Origin of the sequence: Collinsella sp. An2 (assembly GCF_002160065.1) — a bacterium.
Taxonomy (GTDB): domain Bacteria; phylum Actinomycetota; class Coriobacteriia; order Coriobacteriales; family Coriobacteriaceae; genus Limicola.
Window position 1 is genome coordinate 27665 of record NZ_NFJW01000017.1, and the last position, 14033, is coordinate 41697.

Genomic DNA, 14033 nt, shown 5'->3' on the forward strand with positions numbered 1-14033 from the left:
CTACTTGGAGTAGAGCTCGACGATGAGCTGCTCTTTGATATCGGTGCTGATCTGCTCGCGGGTCGGGAGCGAGAGAACGTTGCCGGACAGCTTCTCGATATCGACCTCGAGCCAGCCGGGAACCTCGAAACGCTCGGACTGGATGAGAGCCTCTTTGATGGGGAGGAGGTCACGATACTTCTCGCCTACAGCGACGACGTCGCCCGGCTTCACGAGGAAGGAGGGGATGTCGACGCGGCGGCCGTTCACGGTGAAGTGGCCGTGACGCACGGTCTGACGGGCCTCGCGACGGGTGCGAGCGAAGCCGAGACGGAACACGACGTTGTCGAGACGGCTCTCGAGGAGCGTCATCAGGTTGTCACCGGTGACGCCGGGCATCTTGAGAGCGCGCTCATAGTAACGGCGGAACTGCTTCTCGAGCACACCGTAGATGAACTTAGCCTTCTGCTTCTCGCGCAGCTGCATGCCGTACTCGGATTCCTTGCGGCGACGCTTGGGCTGGCGAATAGATTCCTTCTTGCTGCTGTAACCCAGCTCAACGGGATCGATCCCGAGCTGGCGGCAGCGCTTGAGAACAGGCGTCCTGTCGATTGCCATTGTATTTCGATCCTTTCAGAGTTACACGCGACGACGCTTCTTGGGGCGGCAGCCGTTGTGCGGAATGGGGGTCTTGTCCTGGATGCTCGTAACCTCGAGGCCAGCAGCCTGGAGGGAGCGAATGGCGGTCTCGCGACCAGAGCCAGGACCCTTCACGAACACGGCGACCTTGTGCATGCCGTGCTCCATAGCGGCCTTGGCGCAAGCCTCGGCAGCCATCTGCGCCGCGAACGGCGTGCTCTTGCGGGAACCCTTGAAGCCGACCTGGCCAGCGGAGCGCCAAGCGATGACGTTGCCTTGGGGATCGGTGATCGACACGATCGTGTTGTTGAAGGTGGAACGGATATGAGCCTGACCCACCGAAATGTTCTTGCGGTCCGCGCGCTTGATACGGGTGGCGGCGCCGCGCTTGTTCTTTGCAGTAGCCATCTTCTAGCGCTCTCCTTATTTCTTCTTCTTGGCACCGATCTGACGCTTCGGGCCCTTGCGGGTGCGAGCGTTCGTGTGGGTGCGCTGGCCGCGGACCGGGAGGCCCTTGCGGTGACGCAGGCCACGGTTGCAGCCGATGTCCATGAGGCGCTTGACGTTCTGGTTACGCTCACGACGGAGATCGCCCTCGATCATGAGGTGATTCTCGTCGATGTACTTACGGATGACGTCAACTTCCTCCTCGGTGAGGTCCTTGACGCGCGTGTCCGGATTGATGTTCGTATCCGCGCAAATCTTCGTCGCGGTCGTGCGGCCGATGCCGTAAATGTAGGTCAGACCGATCTCAACGCGCTTCTCGCGCGGCAGATCGACACCGCTAATACGGGCCAACGTAGTTCTCCTCTCTTAACCCTGACGCTGCTTGTGACGAGGATTCTCGCAGATGACGAGAATCTTGCCATGACGCCTGATGATCTTGCACTTGTCGCACATCTTCTTGACCGAAGGACGTACCTTCATCGTTCTTCCTTTCGGTAGTGCTCAGACTTCAACCTACTATCTACTCGCCCAGCCGCAGGCGTGAAACACAATGGCTGGATCTACACATGCCAACGCGACCGCAGGTTGAGCAGGCCGGCGATCGCAGAAACGCACGTGTTGTGCTGGCGTTACTTATAGCGATACGTAATGCGCCCGCGCGTAAGATCGTACGGAGAGAGCTCCACCACAACCTTATCGCCGGGAAGGATGCGGATATAGTTCATGCGGATCTTGCCCGAAATGGAGCAGAGAACCTTATGACCATTCTCGAGCTCAACGCGAAACATTGCGTTGGGCAGGGGTTCGGTAACCGTACCCTCGAGTTCGATTGCATCTTCCTTCTTCACAAGCACATCTTTCTCTCGAAACGACAGCAACTGAGCATGATACAACACAAACGTGCCATATCTGCCTTTTTCGTCAACGCTTCACAAATTGTTGCAGCAACGATTTCGCTGTAGCAGGGCGGGACATATCATCCCGTGCTCAAACAGCGCTTACGCGAACTGCGCGCGGGACGATATGTCCCGCCCTGCCTCTCGACCGTTGACTGTCTAGAGGCGATCAAGTCGTGGCGACTTGCTTTTGTAAAGCGCCACATATCCGAGGGCCCGCCCGATGTATATCGTCCCGCGCGCAGTTCACGCCAGTGCTGTTTGAGCACGGGATGATATATATCGGGCGGGCCCCTGGAATACCTACATCACGCCGCCCTGCATGGAGCACCATTCGCCCTGAGCGTCGGCCGTCAGAATGACGGGGCCGTCGTTCGTGATGGCAATGGTGTTCTCATAGTGTGCAGCAGGCAGATGGTCGTTGGTGCGAACGATCCAGCCATCGGCCCCCACAGTCACGTGGTGCGTACCAAGCGTGATCATGGGCTCGATGGCAATGACCATACCGGCCTGGAGACGAACGCCCCTCCCCTTCTTGCCATAGTTGGGAACGTTGGGGTCCTCGTGCATGGCACGACCAACACCGTGTCCCACGTAGTCGCGAAGCACACCGTAGCCGTTGCTCTCGGCAAGCGTCTGAACGGCATGGCCGATGTCACCAATATGGTTGCCCGGCACGGCCTGTTCAATGCCCGCTTTCAAGCAGTCACGCGTGACCTCGCAGAGCGCCTGGACCTCGGGGGCAACGTTGCCCACGTAGAAGGTCCACGCGTTGTCGCCAACCCACCCGTCGACGATGGCGCCGGTATCAATAGAGATGATGTCGCCATCGCGAAGGATGATGTCGGGGTTGGGGATCCCGTGCACCACGGCGTCGTTGAGCGACGCGCAGATGGAGCCGGGGAAGCCGCCGTAGCCCTTGAATGCAGGGATGCCACCATGCATACGGATGATCTGCTCGGCAAGCTGATCGAGCTCGAAGGTGGAGACGCCGGGCTGAACCATGGCGCCAACGTGCCGGAGCACCATCTTAGACAGTGCTCCGGCCTTCTTCATAGCCTCGATATCTTCAGGAGACTTGATCTTGATCATAGACCGAGCGCTTCCTTCACCGCTGCATAGACCTCGTCGATAGCCTGAGCACCGTCCACGGTCTTCAGCAGACCCTGGCCACGGTAGTACTCGACAAGCGGGCTCGTCGACTTCTCGTACACATCGAGACGATTCTTGATGGTCTCAGGCTTATCGTCGTCGCGCTGGTACATCTCGCCACCGCACTTGGGACAGACGGCATCGGCAGCCGTACCGGTATAGCCGCAAGCACGGCAGGTACGACGACCGGACAGGCGCTCGACGATGACCTCGGGCGCGACGTCGATCAGCAGCGCGCAATCGATCGTGCGACCCATGGCAGAGAGTTCGGAATCAAGCGTCACAGCCTGGACGGTGTTGCGCGGGAAGCCATCGAGGATGAACCCCTCCTGCGCATCGTCGTCGGCAAGGCGCTCCTTGACCAGATCGATAACGAGCTGGTCGGGAACGAGCTCGCCGGCATCCATGTACTTCTTCGCCTGCATACCCAGCTCGGTGCCGCCCTTGACAGCAGCACGGAGCAGGTCGCCCGTAGAGATGTGGGCAACGCCGAAGTCGGCGACCAGACGCTGGGCCATGGTGCCCTTGCCGGCACCGGGACCACCCAACAGCACAATATTCATGAGGGTCTCCTTTCTCCCCTTACATGAAGAAGCCGTCGTAGTCGTACATCTTCAGCTGGCTCTCGACCTTCGCGATGGTGTCGAGCACCACACCGACCATGATGAGAATGGAGGTGCCGCCGAAGGACTGGATGAGCTGATTGTTCGTGAACGAGAACACAATCGACGGCACGATGGCGATAACCGCCAGGAAGATCGCGCTCGGGAGGGTGATCTTGTTCAGAGCATTCTTAATATAGGCAGCGGTAGCTTTGCCCGGACGGACGCCCGGAATGAAGCCGCCCTGCTTCTTCAGGTTGTCGGCCGTATCGTCGGGATTGAACACCATGGAGGTGTAGAAGTACGCGAAGAACACGATGAGTACGACATTAAGGATCCAGTTGATCCAACCCGAAGAGAGCGCGCCGGCCACAGCCTGAACCCAGCCAACACCAGGGAAGAACACCGCAAGCTGCGCCGGGAAATACAGCAGCGCCGAAGCGAAGATGATGGGCACGACGCCAGCGGTGTTGACCTTAATGGGCAGGTAGGTGGACTGACCGCCCATGAGGCGACGACCGACCACGCGCTTGGCGAACTGCACCGGGATGCGGCGCTGGCCGCGCTCGATGAAGACGATGAGCGGAATCACGATGAGGATCACCAGGAAGATGATCACCGTGAAGATGACGCCCATCGTGCCGCCCTGCATGGAGGAGATGATCGCCTGGGGTAGACCGGCCATGATGTTCGCAAAGATGATCAGCGACATGCCGTTGCCGATACCACGCTGGGTGATGAGCTCACCGATCCACATGATGAGCATGGCGCCCGCGGTCAGCGTGCCCACGACCATGATGTCGAAGATGATTTCGGGCGCGCCGGCACCGGTGAAGCTGATGCCGAAGTTCTTGAACAGGAACAGGTAGCCGATCGAGTTGAGAATGGCGAGCGCGAGCGTGAGGTAGCGAGAATACTGGGTGATCTTCTGCTGGCCGACCTCGCCCTCGCGAGCGAGCTCATGCAGGCTGGGAACCACGCTCTGAAGCATCTGCAGGATGATCGAGCTGGTGATGTAGGGCATGATGCCCAGCGAGAAGACCGACACGTAGCTCAGCGCGCCGCCGGAAAACAGATTCAGCAGCGCCATGGCGCCGGCGGCGACGGAGTCGTCACCGCCGAAAAGGCCCAGCATCCCCTGGACGGGGACGCCGGGCACAGGAACGTGCGCACCGATACGGTACGCGACGAGCATCGCTATGGTGAAGAGAATCTTATCCCGCAGCTCTTTGACGCGGAACGAATTCTTCAGACCATTTAGCACGGCTGCTCGACCTTTCCGCCAGCGGCCTCGATCTTGGCCTTGGCGGAAGCCGAGACCTTATCGACCTTGACCGTGAACTTCTTGGTGGTCTCGCCCACACCAAGAATCTTGACGGGCTCGAACTCCTTCTTGATGATGCCGGCGGCCTTGAGGGCAGCACCGTCGATCACCGCGCCGTCCTCGAACTTGGCGTCGAGACGGTCGATGTTCACCGCGCTGTACTCAACGCGACGGGGGTTGCGGAAGCCGGGGAGCTTGGGCAGACGCATCGCGAGCGGGGTCTGACCACCCTCGAAGCCCGAACCCTTGCCGCCACCGGAGCGGGAGAGCTGGCCCTTCTGGCCGCGACCGGCCGTGGTGCCGTGGCCGGAGGAGTTACCGCGGCCAATACGCTTACGCCGATGCGTGGAGCCCGGCGCGGGAGTGAGATCATGAAGCTGCATTTGCTACTCCTCTACAATCTCAACAAGGTGCTTGACCTTGAAGATCATTCCGCGGACAGACTCGTTGTCGGCAATCTCGCGGGTGCGGTTGATCTTGCCGAGGCCGAGGGCGCGGACCGTCCTAACCTGGTCCTTCTTGCAGCCGTTGGTGCTGCGGACCTGCTTGATCTTGATGGTGTCAGCCATGCTTACTGCTCCTTACCAACGAACATCTCGGCGACGGTAAGGCCACGACGCTGCGCGACCTCCTCCGGGCTCGAGAGCTCCTTCAGGCCCTCGGCAGCGGCCTTGATGATGTTGAGGCCGTTGTCGGTGCCCAGGGACTTGGCGAGAATGTTCTTGATGCCGGCAAGCTCGAAGAGGGGACGCACAGCGCCACCGGCGATGACGCCGGTACCCTCGACAGCGGGCTTGATGATGATGCGGCCGGCACCGAAGTGGCCGATGACCTCGTGCGGAATGGTGCCGGTCTCGGTCACGGGCACGTGGAACATGTTCTTCTTGGCGTCGAGCGAAGCCTTGGAGATGGCCAGAGGCACCTCGGCGGACTTGCCCATGCCAAGGCCCACGTTGCCCTTGCCGTCACCCACGACGACGAGCGCCACGAGCGACATACGACGGCCGCCCTTGACGGTCTTGGAAACACGGTTGATGAAGACGACGCGCTCCTCGAACTCGGAGGCCTCGCGCTGCTTGTTATCTCGATTACGAGCCATGTGCTACTAACCTCCTAGAATTCGAGTCCGGCGGCGCGGGCACCGTCGGCGAGGGCCTTGACGCGGCCATGGTAGATGCGGCCACCACGGTCGAACGCCACCTTGGTGATACCAGCCTCGAGGGCACGCTTGCCAACGAGCTCGCCGATCTTCTCAGCGGCCTCCTTGTTGGAGTTGTGGCCACCCTTGAACTCGGGCTCGAGGGTCGAGGCGGAAACGAGGGTGTGGCCCTTGGTGTCGTCGATGATGGCGGCATAGATGTGCGAGTTGGTGCGGGTCACGCGAAGACGCGGACGCTCGGGCGTACCGAAAATCTTGCCACGAACGCGACGCTGGCGACGCTTCAGACCTGCGAGCTTCGCTTTGTTCTTGTTCATTGAGACTCCTTAGTGTGCTGCCAGCACCTGACGGGGTGCTGGACTTACAGGACGCATGCCCCTACTACTTGGCGGCCTTACCGAGCTTGCGACGGATGTGCTCGCCGACGTAGTGGATACCCTTGCCCTTGTAAGGCTCGGGCGGACGCTTGCCGCGGATCTCGGCGGCAACCTGGCCCACCTGCTGCTTGTCGATGCCCTTCACGTTGATGTGCGTGTTGTCAGGCACCTCGAAGGTGATGCCTTCGGGAGCGGGGTACAGAACGGGGTGAGAGAAGCCCAGCGAAAGCTCGAGGGTGGTGCCCTTCAGCACAACACGGTAACCAACGCCGGCGAGCTCGAGGGACTTCGTGAAGCCCTGGGAAACGCCGTCGACCATGTTCTGGATGAGAGCACGGGTGAGGCCGTGGCGAGCACGGGTCTCACGCTCGTCGTCGGGACGAACGACGGTGAGGACGCCGTCGGCGACCTCGATGGAGAGCTTGCTGTAGATGTCAAGCTCAAGCTGGCCCTTGGGGCCCTTGACGGTCACATGCGAACCGTCCACTGCCACGTCGACTCCGGCGGGAATCTGGACAGGCTTCTTACCGATACGGGACACGGTGTTCTCCTTTCCTTCTACGCGCCTAGCCGCTTACCACACGTAGGCGACGATCTCGCCGCCGACGCCCAGCTTGCGAGCGTCGCGGTCAGCCATGACGCCCTTGCTGGTCGAGATGATGGCGGTGCCGAGACCGCCACGGACGCGGGGAAGGTCCATGACACGGGCATACTTGCGCAGGCCCGGCTTGGAGATACGGCGGATGCCGGAGATGACCTTCTGCTTCTTGGGGCCGTACTTAAGGGTGATGTGGAGGGTCTTCTGCGGGGTCGTATCCTCAACGGTGTACGACTCGATGTAGCCCTCCTCGTAGATGACGCGAGCGATCTCCACGAGCTTCTTGGAGCTCGGCATAGAGACCGTGGCCTTATTCGCAGCGTTTGCGTTACGGATGCGCGTAAGCATGTCTGCGATCGGGTCTGTAAGGTTCATACAGATTCTCCTTCGTTCTTGATGAACTCGCACATGCGGTTCTCGTCCACCCGTGGCGGACAAGCCAGGTCATGTGCGCTCTTCCCTGCACGCGGTGATCATGCCGCATGCACTGGCAGTGACTTACCAGCTGGCCTTCTTGATGCCAGGAAGCTCGCCCTTGAGCGCAAGCTCGCGGAAGCAGACACGGCAGATGCCGAACTTGCGGTAGACCGAATGCGGACGGCCGCAACGCTGGCAACGGGTGTACTTGCGGGTCGAGAACTTCGGCTCGCGCTGCTGCTTGACGATCATCGATGTCTTAGCCACGTATTTCCTCCTTACATGTATGTGCAGTCCCGAACCGGCGGAACCCCTTGTTCCGCCGGCCATATCGGGACAGTTCTACCTTATTTCTTGAACGGGAAGCCAAAGCCGTCGAGAAGCACGCGGGCCTCTTCGTCGGTCTGGGCGGTGGTGACGATGGTGATGTCCATACCACGGGTGCGATCCACGGAGTCAAACGGGATCTCGGGGAAGATGAGCTGGTCGGTGACACCCATGGAGAAGTTGCCACGGCCGTCGAAGCTCTTGGGCGAGATGCCGCGGAAGTCGCGGATACGGGGGATGGCAATCGAGGTCAGACGATCGAAGAACTCCCACATGCGGTCGCCGCGCAGGGTGACCTTGGCGCCGATCGGCATGCCGGCGCGCAGGCGGAAGGATGCGATGGACTTACGAGCGCGGGTGATCATAGGCTGCTGGCCGGTGATCAGGCGCAGGTCGCGAACGGCACCGTCGATGGCCTTGGAATCGGTCGCGGCCTCGCCGACGCCCATGTTCACGACGATCTTCTCCATCTTCGGGATCATCATGACGTTCTTATACTGGAACTTCTCCTGAAGCGCAGGGCGCACCTCCTCGAGGTACTTGGTCTTCAGGCGGGGGACATACTTCTCTTCAGCCATGTTCACTCCTTCTGGGGTTTTAAGCACGGGGCTTGGCCACGCAGCGAACGGTTTTACGACCGAACGCCTTGGGTTGTCCTCGTGCCTCCTGCCGTCGATGTGCCGTGTAGGCTGTCGCGGCACGCCGAATGGCCGACAGGAGCCGGGCAATACGAGTCGATATGATACGCGTGTGCGCGAGGAATTGCCAGAAAAACTCCGCGACCTGTTGAAATCCACAAACCGACCGCGTATCTGGCAGCCTGCAGCGGGATGGGCCCGATGGGACCCACACTCCTGCCGAGGTATCATACGTCCGAAGCACTTGACCCATCACAAAGGAGTTCCTCTATGACTTATGACTTTACTACACTCATGGACCGCCATGGATGGGATGCTGTAGCGGTCGATGGACTCGGTGCAGGAGGCGGGGCGCCGGAGCCCCCTCGCGCGGGATACGACTTCATCCCCATGTGGGTGGCCGACATGAATTTTCCGGTGTTGCCCAGCATCACCGAGGCCATCGGGGCCCGTCTGCAGCAGCCTCACTTTGGCTATTTCGATCCGCGGCCGGAGTACTTCGACCGCATTATCTCCTGGCAGCATGATCGCAATAAGGTCGAGGGGCTCGAGCCAGCCCACATTGGTTACGAAAACGGCGTGCTGGGCGGCGTTGTTTCGACCATCGAGGCGTTCACTGCCCCTGGAGATACGGTGCTGGTCCACAGTCCCACCTATATTGGCTTCACCAAGAGCATTGAGAACGCGGGCCGCCATATTGAGCTTTCCCCGCTCAAGCAAGATGAGAACGGCGTATGGCGCATGGACTTTGACGACATGGAGAAACGTCTTTCCGAACGACGCATCCACGCCGCGGTCTTCTGCTCGCCCCACAACCCCTGTGGTCGCGTGTGGGAGCGCTGGGAGATCGAACGGGCCATGCAGCTGTATAAACAGTATGACTGCGTCGTTGTGTCGGACGAAATCTGGTCTGACATCATCCTGCCTGGACAGCAGCACATCCCAACGCAGTCGGTTTCCGAAGACGCCCGAGAGCGCACCGTTGCGTTCTACGCGCCTTCCAAGACGTTCAACCTTGCCGGCCTCGTGGGGAGCTACCACATCATCTACAACGACTATCTTCGCGACCGCGTAACCGCACAGTCTTCCAAGTGCCACTACAACGAAATGAACGTACTGTCCATGCATGCTCTCATTGGCGCATATGGAACTGAGGGGCGTATCTGGGTAGACGAGCTCTGTCAGGTCATCGAAGGCAACATCGATTGGGCATGCCGCTTCATCGAAGCGCATGTGCCCGGAGTGACGGTTGCACGTCCTCAGGGAACATACATGCTGTTCCTCGACTGCACCCAATGGTGCGACGAACACGGCTGCGACGTTTCCGAGGTGCTTCATCGAGGCTGGGAGGTCGGTGTCGGTTGGCAGGACGGCCGCCCATTCCACGGGCCGTGCCATATCCGCATGAACCTTGCGCTGCCGCTTTCGAGCGTCCAGGAGGCGTTCCAGCGTCTGGAAAGCCACGTGTTTGTCGATTAGCAGCCTAAACAATCCGCGATGGTGGGAGCCCCTGCCGGCCTTGTAGCGCCGGCAGGGGCCCGTTCTTCATTCGGCCGTACAATATGCAGCATGTGCCGTTACTTCCTCAGTTTTATGCAGGCGTTTTCCATCTCGTTTCATGCGCCACGGACCAGCACGGGCCAAGGTGTTCAAAATCGTATCTTTTCGGCTCTTGAACTGTGCGCGCAGAGCCGAAAACCCGTTATGTTGCTCATGGCAGCTGCCCTGTTGCTCAATCTTGGCCTTTATCGGCTCTGCATACACCCTTTGAGAGCCGAGAAATCGCATTTTTGCACACGCGCACTCGAGTAGTTAAAAATATATGCTCTTGTGAGGCAGTGCCGGCCGTTCGCGGCGCCCTTCATAGCGGTACTCCTACCTCGATGGGTCTTATTAGCATGCACGCCGCCACAAACAGCTGCGTCATAGACATGTCCCCACAAAGGAAATAGGTCATTTGGTCGAGGATGCGCGGCTCCTGCTACCGACGCGTATACTGGGCGCGTAACCCAAATGCGAGAGATATCGGAACATCATGCAGCACGCCACCAGCCCCCAGACTGGACACAGCACCATCGACCGCTCCCCCGAGCTTCTTGCCCCCGCCGGCGGTCCCGGCCCCTTTGCGGCGGCCCTCGCCGCTGGGGCCGACGCCATTTACTGCGGCATGGGGTCGTTCAACGCACGGCGCAAGGCCGACAATTTCGACGACGACTCCTTTGCCGCCGCATGTCGCTCTGCGCATCTTGCCGGGGCCCGCGTCTACGTGACCGTCAACATTGTGATCAAGGACTTCGAGATGGTCGACGCCCTTGAGCTCATCCGTCGCTGCTCCACGTTGGGCGCCGACGCCTTCATCATTCAGGACTGGGGCCTGTTCGCCGAGGTCAGACGCCTCATGCCCACCGTTGAGACGCACGTTTCCACGCAGGCGAACATCCATGACGCGCGTGCGACCGCCTGGTGCCGCGATGCAGGAGCCGATCGCGTCACGCTCTCCCGCGAGCTGTCCCTTCGCGAAATCGCCTACATCCATGACCGTGTAGACATTGACCTCGAGGTCTTTGCGCACGGCTCCATCTGCTTCTCGTATTCCGGCGTGTGCCTGCTGTCGAGCTTTGCCTGCGCCGGGCGCTCCGCCAACCGCGGCATGTGCGCTCAGCCGTGCCGCCTCCCCTACAACCTGGTTGACGAGCGCGGACACGTGCTCTCCCCCGCAGGTCGCGGTCGTCCACTTTGCCCGCGCGACACCAACACGACCGACCTGCTGCCCGAGCTTCTTGCCACCGGCGCCCACGCCCTCAAACTCGAGGGACGCATGAAGGCTCCCGACTACGTCTATTCCATCGTCGACGTCTATCGGCGCGACCTTGACGACATCCTTGCCGGGCACACGCCTACAGAGGATGAGCAGGCGGCGCGCGCACGCCAGCTCAAACGGTGCTTTAACCGCGATTTCACGCATGCCTACCAGGATGGCCGCTCGGACGACGACATGATGAGCTACGAGCGTTCGAACAACCGAGGCCAGCTGGTGGGCGAGGTCACCGGCTTTACGCCGCGCCGGTCTCAAACGCGTGCCGAGCGGTTCCGCGAACGCGACAAAGGCCCGGCGGGAACTGCCCACATCGCTCTGTACGAGCCGGTCGGCTCAGGCGACCTCCTGGAACTTCGTCACGACGACGAGCCCGATCAGTTCCTTACCGCCCTCGCACGCGAGGACGCCGCAGCGGGCGATGTCATCGATGTCTCTGTACCCCGGCGCATGCCGTCGGGCTGCCGGGTGCGCGTCATTCGCAGCCAGAGGGCAATTGACGCCGCCGACGAGGTGCTTAAACGAACCGTGCCGCGCAAGCGCCCGGTGGACGTTCGCATTCAGGCCCGCCTCGGCAAGCCCTTCACCGTCGAGCTCACCTGCGCGGATGCGCCGGATGTCTCCGCCTGTGCTGAGGGCTTTGTCGTAGAGAAGGCGCGCACCAAAGCCGTCTCCCGCGAGGACCTCATCGAGCACGTGGGGCGCCTTGGCTCCTCGCCGTTTGAGGCCCGCAGCTTCTCTGTCGATATGGATGACACCTGCGGCATGGGCTTCTCCGCCGTCCATAAGGTGCGAGCGGAAGCCTGCCGCCTACTTGAGGAGCGCATTCTTGCCCCGTATGCGGAGCGTGCGAGGGCTCTGCAAGAACTCCCGGCATTCTCTTCGATCGCGGTTACAGCTGAGCGTGCCGCCGGTGGGGCCGATGATGCGCGGGATGCGTCGACGGACTGGCCTTCGGCCGAAGCGCCCGTAATCTGCGCGCTCGTCACATCGCGAGAGGCCGCCGAATCCGCCCGAGAGGCCGGAGCGAAGCGACTCTACGCCACGACCGACGACCTGGACGCCGCCGGCATCTCACCTCATGATGCTGCCGAGCTTGGCCTCATCCCTGTCGTCGACGAAGTATGCCGCGAGGGTGACCACGACCGCCTGGATCCCTGGATTCTCCCCGATGGGGCCGCCGCTGTTGGCAATATCTCCGAGCTCGCCTATGCCGCCGATCGCTCCTGTCTGGCTGAGCTTCGCTCCTGTATACCCGTCCACAATGTCGCTTGCGCTCGCTTCTTGCACGCCAAGGGCGCACGGGGCTTCTGGCTCTCCCCCGAGCTCACGCTCGACGAAATCGAACGCCTTGTTCCGCATGCCGGCATGTCTGCGGGCATCGTCGTTGTTGGACAGCCGCGCGTCATGACGAGCGAACACTGCATCTTGCAGGTCGCCAACGCATGCATCCATGATTGCGCGCGCTGCAAGCTGCGTCAGCCCAAGCTGTATCTGCATAACATCGACGACCGGCTGCTGCCCGTCCGCACCGATATCCACGGGCGTTCGCGCCTCTACAGCGCCACCCCGCTTGACCTCACGCCTCAGATGCCCCGCCTTCTTGCGGCGGGCGTTACGCGCTTCATGGTCGACGGCACCCTACTGGAGCCCGGCGAGCTGGCCACTCAGGTTGGGCGCGCCGAACGCGCGCTCGAGGCTGCGCAGGCGGGACGACGCCCCGCACCGCGGCAAAAGGGCGCGAGCGCCGGCTGCCTCTTCGTAGGCGTGGACTAGAAGCGAGTCGCCATGGATACCCTACTCGCTGCTGCCCGGCCATCGATTCTTTTCGAGTCGCCGACGCTTCTTGCCGTAGATAAGCCCGCCGGCGTCATCATCCACGGCGACGGCACCGGTATCGGAACGCTTACCGACACCGTGCGCGCCATGCTGGTCGCGCGCGGCGATGCGCCCGCCTCAGAGGCGCTACAGGCCCTACAGCGCCTCGACCGCGATACGTCGGGCATCGTGCTCTTCTCGCTCGACAAGGCCACACAGCCCGCCTACGACCGCATGATTGCCGAGCACAACATGACGAAGCGGTATCTCGCCGTTGTAGAGGGGCGTGTTCCCTGGCGTCAGCACACGTTTCGCGATCCGATTGGCCGTGACCGCCACGATGCCCGCCGCATGCGCGTAAGCAAGACCGGCAAGCAGGCCGTAACCCATGTTGAGTTGCTCGACGTGACGACTGTCCGCCGCCGTACCTACTCGTTGCTGTCCGTGCACATTGAAACCGGCCGAAAGCATCAGATCCGCGTACACCTTAGCCATGCAGGCTTCCCCATCGTGGACGACACCCTCTACGGCAAAGCGCATCCCCAGGGCCTCATGCTTCACGCGCGCGAGCTCGCATTCACCGATCCCGTCACACACGGCTCGGTGCGCATCCTCTCCCCTGTTCCGACGCGCTTCCAGATGATGTTCCCTCAACGGTAGTGCGTCCGCGCACCCCGTAATCCAGGCACGCTTCTTAAAACCCAGCCGTCTCTACCACTACGCTTCAATCAGAACCACCCGCACAGCGGGTGGTTTGCTCTTAGGGTATAACCCTATGGCCCCAGGCCAGGGACTCAAGTCCCTGGCCTGAACTGGCGTTCAGGCCCGATGGCCCCTTGACTCGT

19 protein-coding genes are annotated in these 14033 nt (G+C 61.2%); 3 read left to right on the plus strand and 16 right to left on the minus strand.

Going from position 1 to position 14033, the window contains the following annotated elements; genetic code table 11:
- From rpsD to rplE, 16 genes are all read right to left on the minus strand, one after another.
- Nucleotides 1–597 carry a 30S ribosomal protein S4 gene (rpsD, locus tag B5F33_RS09250; protein WP_087411524.1) on the minus strand — a complete coding sequence of 199 codons (597 nt, stop codon included), beginning with the start codon at nt 595–597 and terminating at the stop codon, nt 1–3.
- Between the two features lie 21 nt (nt 598–618).
- Nucleotides 619–1026: a 30S ribosomal protein S11 gene (gene rpsK / locus B5F33_RS09255; RefSeq protein ID WP_087411525.1), complete on the minus strand. Its 408-nt coding sequence runs from the start codon at nt 1024–1026 to the stop codon at nt 619–621.
- A gap of 15 nt (nt 1027–1041) precedes the next feature.
- Nucleotides 1042–1416, minus strand: a complete 375-nt coding sequence (gene rpsM / locus B5F33_RS09260) for a 30S ribosomal protein S13 (protein ID WP_087411526.1) — start codon at nt 1414–1416, stop codon at nt 1042–1044.
- A 15-nt stretch (nt 1417–1431) separates the two neighbouring features.
- The gene (gene rpmJ, locus B5F33_RS09265; RefSeq protein ID WP_016309305.1) at nt 1432–1545 is read right to left on the minus strand and encodes a 50S ribosomal protein L36; all 114 of its coding nucleotides are present in this window, start codon (nt 1543–1545) and stop codon (nt 1432–1434) included.
- Between the two features lie 149 nt (nt 1546–1694).
- The gene (gene infA, locus B5F33_RS09270; RefSeq protein WP_087411546.1) at nt 1695–1913 is read right to left on the minus strand and encodes a translation initiation factor IF-1; all 219 of its coding nucleotides are present in this window, start codon (nt 1911–1913) and stop codon (nt 1695–1697) included.
- A 351-nt stretch (nt 1914–2264) separates the two neighbouring features.
- Nucleotides 2265–3053, minus strand: a complete 789-nt coding sequence (map, locus tag B5F33_RS09275; RefSeq protein ID WP_087411527.1) for a type I methionyl aminopeptidase — start codon at nt 3051–3053, stop codon at nt 2265–2267.
- Entirely contained in the window at nt 3050–3676 is a 627-nt protein-coding gene (locus B5F33_RS09280; protein ID WP_087411528.1) for an adenylate kinase, read from the minus strand. The genes map and B5F33_RS09280 overlap by 4 nt, the downstream gene beginning before the upstream one ends.
- 19 nt (nt 3677–3695) lie before the next feature.
- Entirely contained in the window at nt 3696–4979 is a 1284-nt protein-coding gene (gene secY, locus B5F33_RS09285) for a preprotein translocase subunit SecY (protein ID WP_087411529.1), read from the minus strand.
- Nucleotides 4973–5422: a 50S ribosomal protein L15 gene (rplO, locus tag B5F33_RS09290; RefSeq protein ID WP_087411530.1), complete on the minus strand. Its 450-nt coding sequence runs from the start codon at nt 5420–5422 to the stop codon at nt 4973–4975. The genes secY and rplO overlap by 7 nt, the downstream gene beginning before the upstream one ends.
- Nucleotides 5423–5425: 3 nt before the next feature.
- Nucleotides 5426–5608 carry a 50S ribosomal protein L30 gene (gene rpmD / locus B5F33_RS09295; RefSeq protein WP_087411531.1) on the minus strand — a complete coding sequence of 61 codons (183 nt, stop codon included), beginning with the start codon at nt 5606–5608 and terminating at the stop codon, nt 5426–5428.
- A 2-nt stretch (nt 5609–5610) separates the two neighbouring features.
- Nucleotides 5611–6138, minus strand: coding sequence for a 30S ribosomal protein S5 (rpsE, locus tag B5F33_RS09300; RefSeq protein WP_087411532.1), 528 nt, complete (start codon nt 6136–6138; stop codon nt 5611–5613).
- A gap of 14 nt (nt 6139–6152) precedes the next feature.
- On the minus strand, nt 6153–6515 hold the full coding sequence (gene rplR / locus B5F33_RS09305; RefSeq protein ID WP_087411533.1) for a 50S ribosomal protein L18: 363 nt from the start codon (nt 6513–6515) through the stop codon (nt 6153–6155).
- Nucleotides 6516–6579: 64 nt separating this feature from the next.
- Nucleotides 6580–7116 carry a 50S ribosomal protein L6 gene (rplF, locus tag B5F33_RS09310; protein ID WP_087411534.1) on the minus strand — a complete coding sequence of 179 codons (537 nt, stop codon included), beginning with the start codon at nt 7114–7116 and terminating at the stop codon, nt 6580–6582.
- A 33-nt stretch (nt 7117–7149) separates the two neighbouring features.
- Nucleotides 7150–7548 carry a 30S ribosomal protein S8 gene (rpsH, locus tag B5F33_RS09315; protein WP_087411535.1) on the minus strand — a complete coding sequence of 133 codons (399 nt, stop codon included), beginning with the start codon at nt 7546–7548 and terminating at the stop codon, nt 7150–7152.
- 123 nt (nt 7549–7671) lie between these two features.
- Nucleotides 7672–7857 (minus strand): type Z 30S ribosomal protein S14, encoded by a 186-nt coding sequence (locus B5F33_RS09320; protein ID WP_087411536.1) that lies wholly within the window; start codon nt 7855–7857, stop codon nt 7672–7674.
- Nucleotides 7858–7937: 80 nt separating this feature from the next.
- A complete protein-coding gene (rplE, locus tag B5F33_RS09325; RefSeq protein ID WP_087411537.1) occupies nt 7938–8495 on the minus strand; it encodes a 50S ribosomal protein L5 in 558 nt (185 codons plus the stop codon).
- Nucleotides 8496–8825: 330 nt separating this feature from the next.
- Here rplE and B5F33_RS09330 point away from each other — a divergent pair, with 330 nt between their 5' ends.
- The 3 genes from B5F33_RS09330 (at nt 8826) to B5F33_RS09340 (ending at nt 13848) form a co-directional block, all read left to right on the plus strand.
- Nucleotides 8826–10034, plus strand: a complete 1209-nt coding sequence (locus B5F33_RS09330; protein ID WP_087411538.1) for an aminotransferase class I/II-fold pyridoxal phosphate-dependent enzyme — start codon at nt 8826–8828, stop codon at nt 10032–10034.
- A gap of 556 nt (nt 10035–10590) precedes the next feature.
- Complete coding sequence (locus B5F33_RS09335) at nt 10591–13146, plus strand: U32 family peptidase (protein ID WP_087411539.1); 2556 nt, start codon at nt 10591–10593, stop codon at nt 13144–13146.
- Nucleotides 13147–13158: 12 nt separating this feature from the next.
- The gene (locus B5F33_RS09340; protein WP_087411540.1) at nt 13159–13848 is read left to right on the plus strand and encodes an RluA family pseudouridine synthase; all 690 of its coding nucleotides are present in this window, start codon (nt 13159–13161) and stop codon (nt 13846–13848) included.
- The last annotated feature ends 185 nt before the right edge of the window (nt 13849–14033 follow it).

Coding starts and splice junctions, on each gene's coding strand:
- rplE (WP_087411537.1), bottom strand. CDS start 8,495: ATGGCTGAAGAGAAGTATGTCCCCCGCCTGAAGACCAAGTACCTCGAG.
- B5F33_RS09335 (WP_087411539.1), top strand. CDS start 10,591: ATGCAGCACGCCACCAGCCCCCAGACTGGACACAGCACCATCGACCGC.
- rplR (WP_087411533.1), bottom strand. CDS start 6,515: ATGAACAAGAACAAAGCGAAGCTCGCAGGTCTGAAGCGTCGCCAGCGT.
- rpsD (WP_087411524.1), bottom strand. CDS start 597: ATGGCAATCGACAGGACGCCTGTTCTCAAGCGCTGCCGCCAGCTCGGG.
- B5F33_RS09340 (WP_087411540.1), top strand. CDS start 13,159: ATGGATACCCTACTCGCTGCTGCCCGGCCATCGATTCTTTTCGAGTCG.
- B5F33_RS09280 (WP_087411528.1), bottom strand. CDS start 3,676: ATGAATATTGTGCTGTTGGGTGGTCCCGGTGCCGGCAAGGGCACCATG.
- rplO (WP_087411530.1), bottom strand. CDS start 5,422: ATGCAGCTTCATGATCTCACTCCCGCGCCGGGCTCCACGCATCGGCGT.
- rpsE (WP_087411532.1), bottom strand. CDS start 6,138: ATGGCTCGTAATCGAGATAACAAGCAGCGCGAGGCCTCCGAGTTCGAG.
- rpsK (WP_087411525.1), bottom strand. CDS start 1,026: ATGGCTACTGCAAAGAACAAGCGCGGCGCCGCCACCCGTATCAAGCGC.
- map (WP_087411527.1), bottom strand. CDS start 3,053: ATGATCAAGATCAAGTCTCCTGAAGATATCGAGGCTATGAAGAAGGCC.
- rpmJ (WP_016309305.1), bottom strand. CDS start 1,545: ATGAAGGTACGTCCTTCGGTCAAGAAGATGTGCGACAAGTGCAAGATC.
- B5F33_RS09330 (WP_087411538.1), top strand. CDS start 8,826: ATGACTTATGACTTTACTACACTCATGGACCGCCATGGATGGGATGCT.
- rpmD (WP_087411531.1), bottom strand. CDS start 5,608: ATGGCTGACACCATCAAGATCAAGCAGGTCCGCAGCACCAACGGCTGC.
- rpsH (WP_087411535.1), bottom strand. CDS start 7,548: ATGAACCTTACAGACCCGATCGCAGACATGCTTACGCGCATCCGTAAC.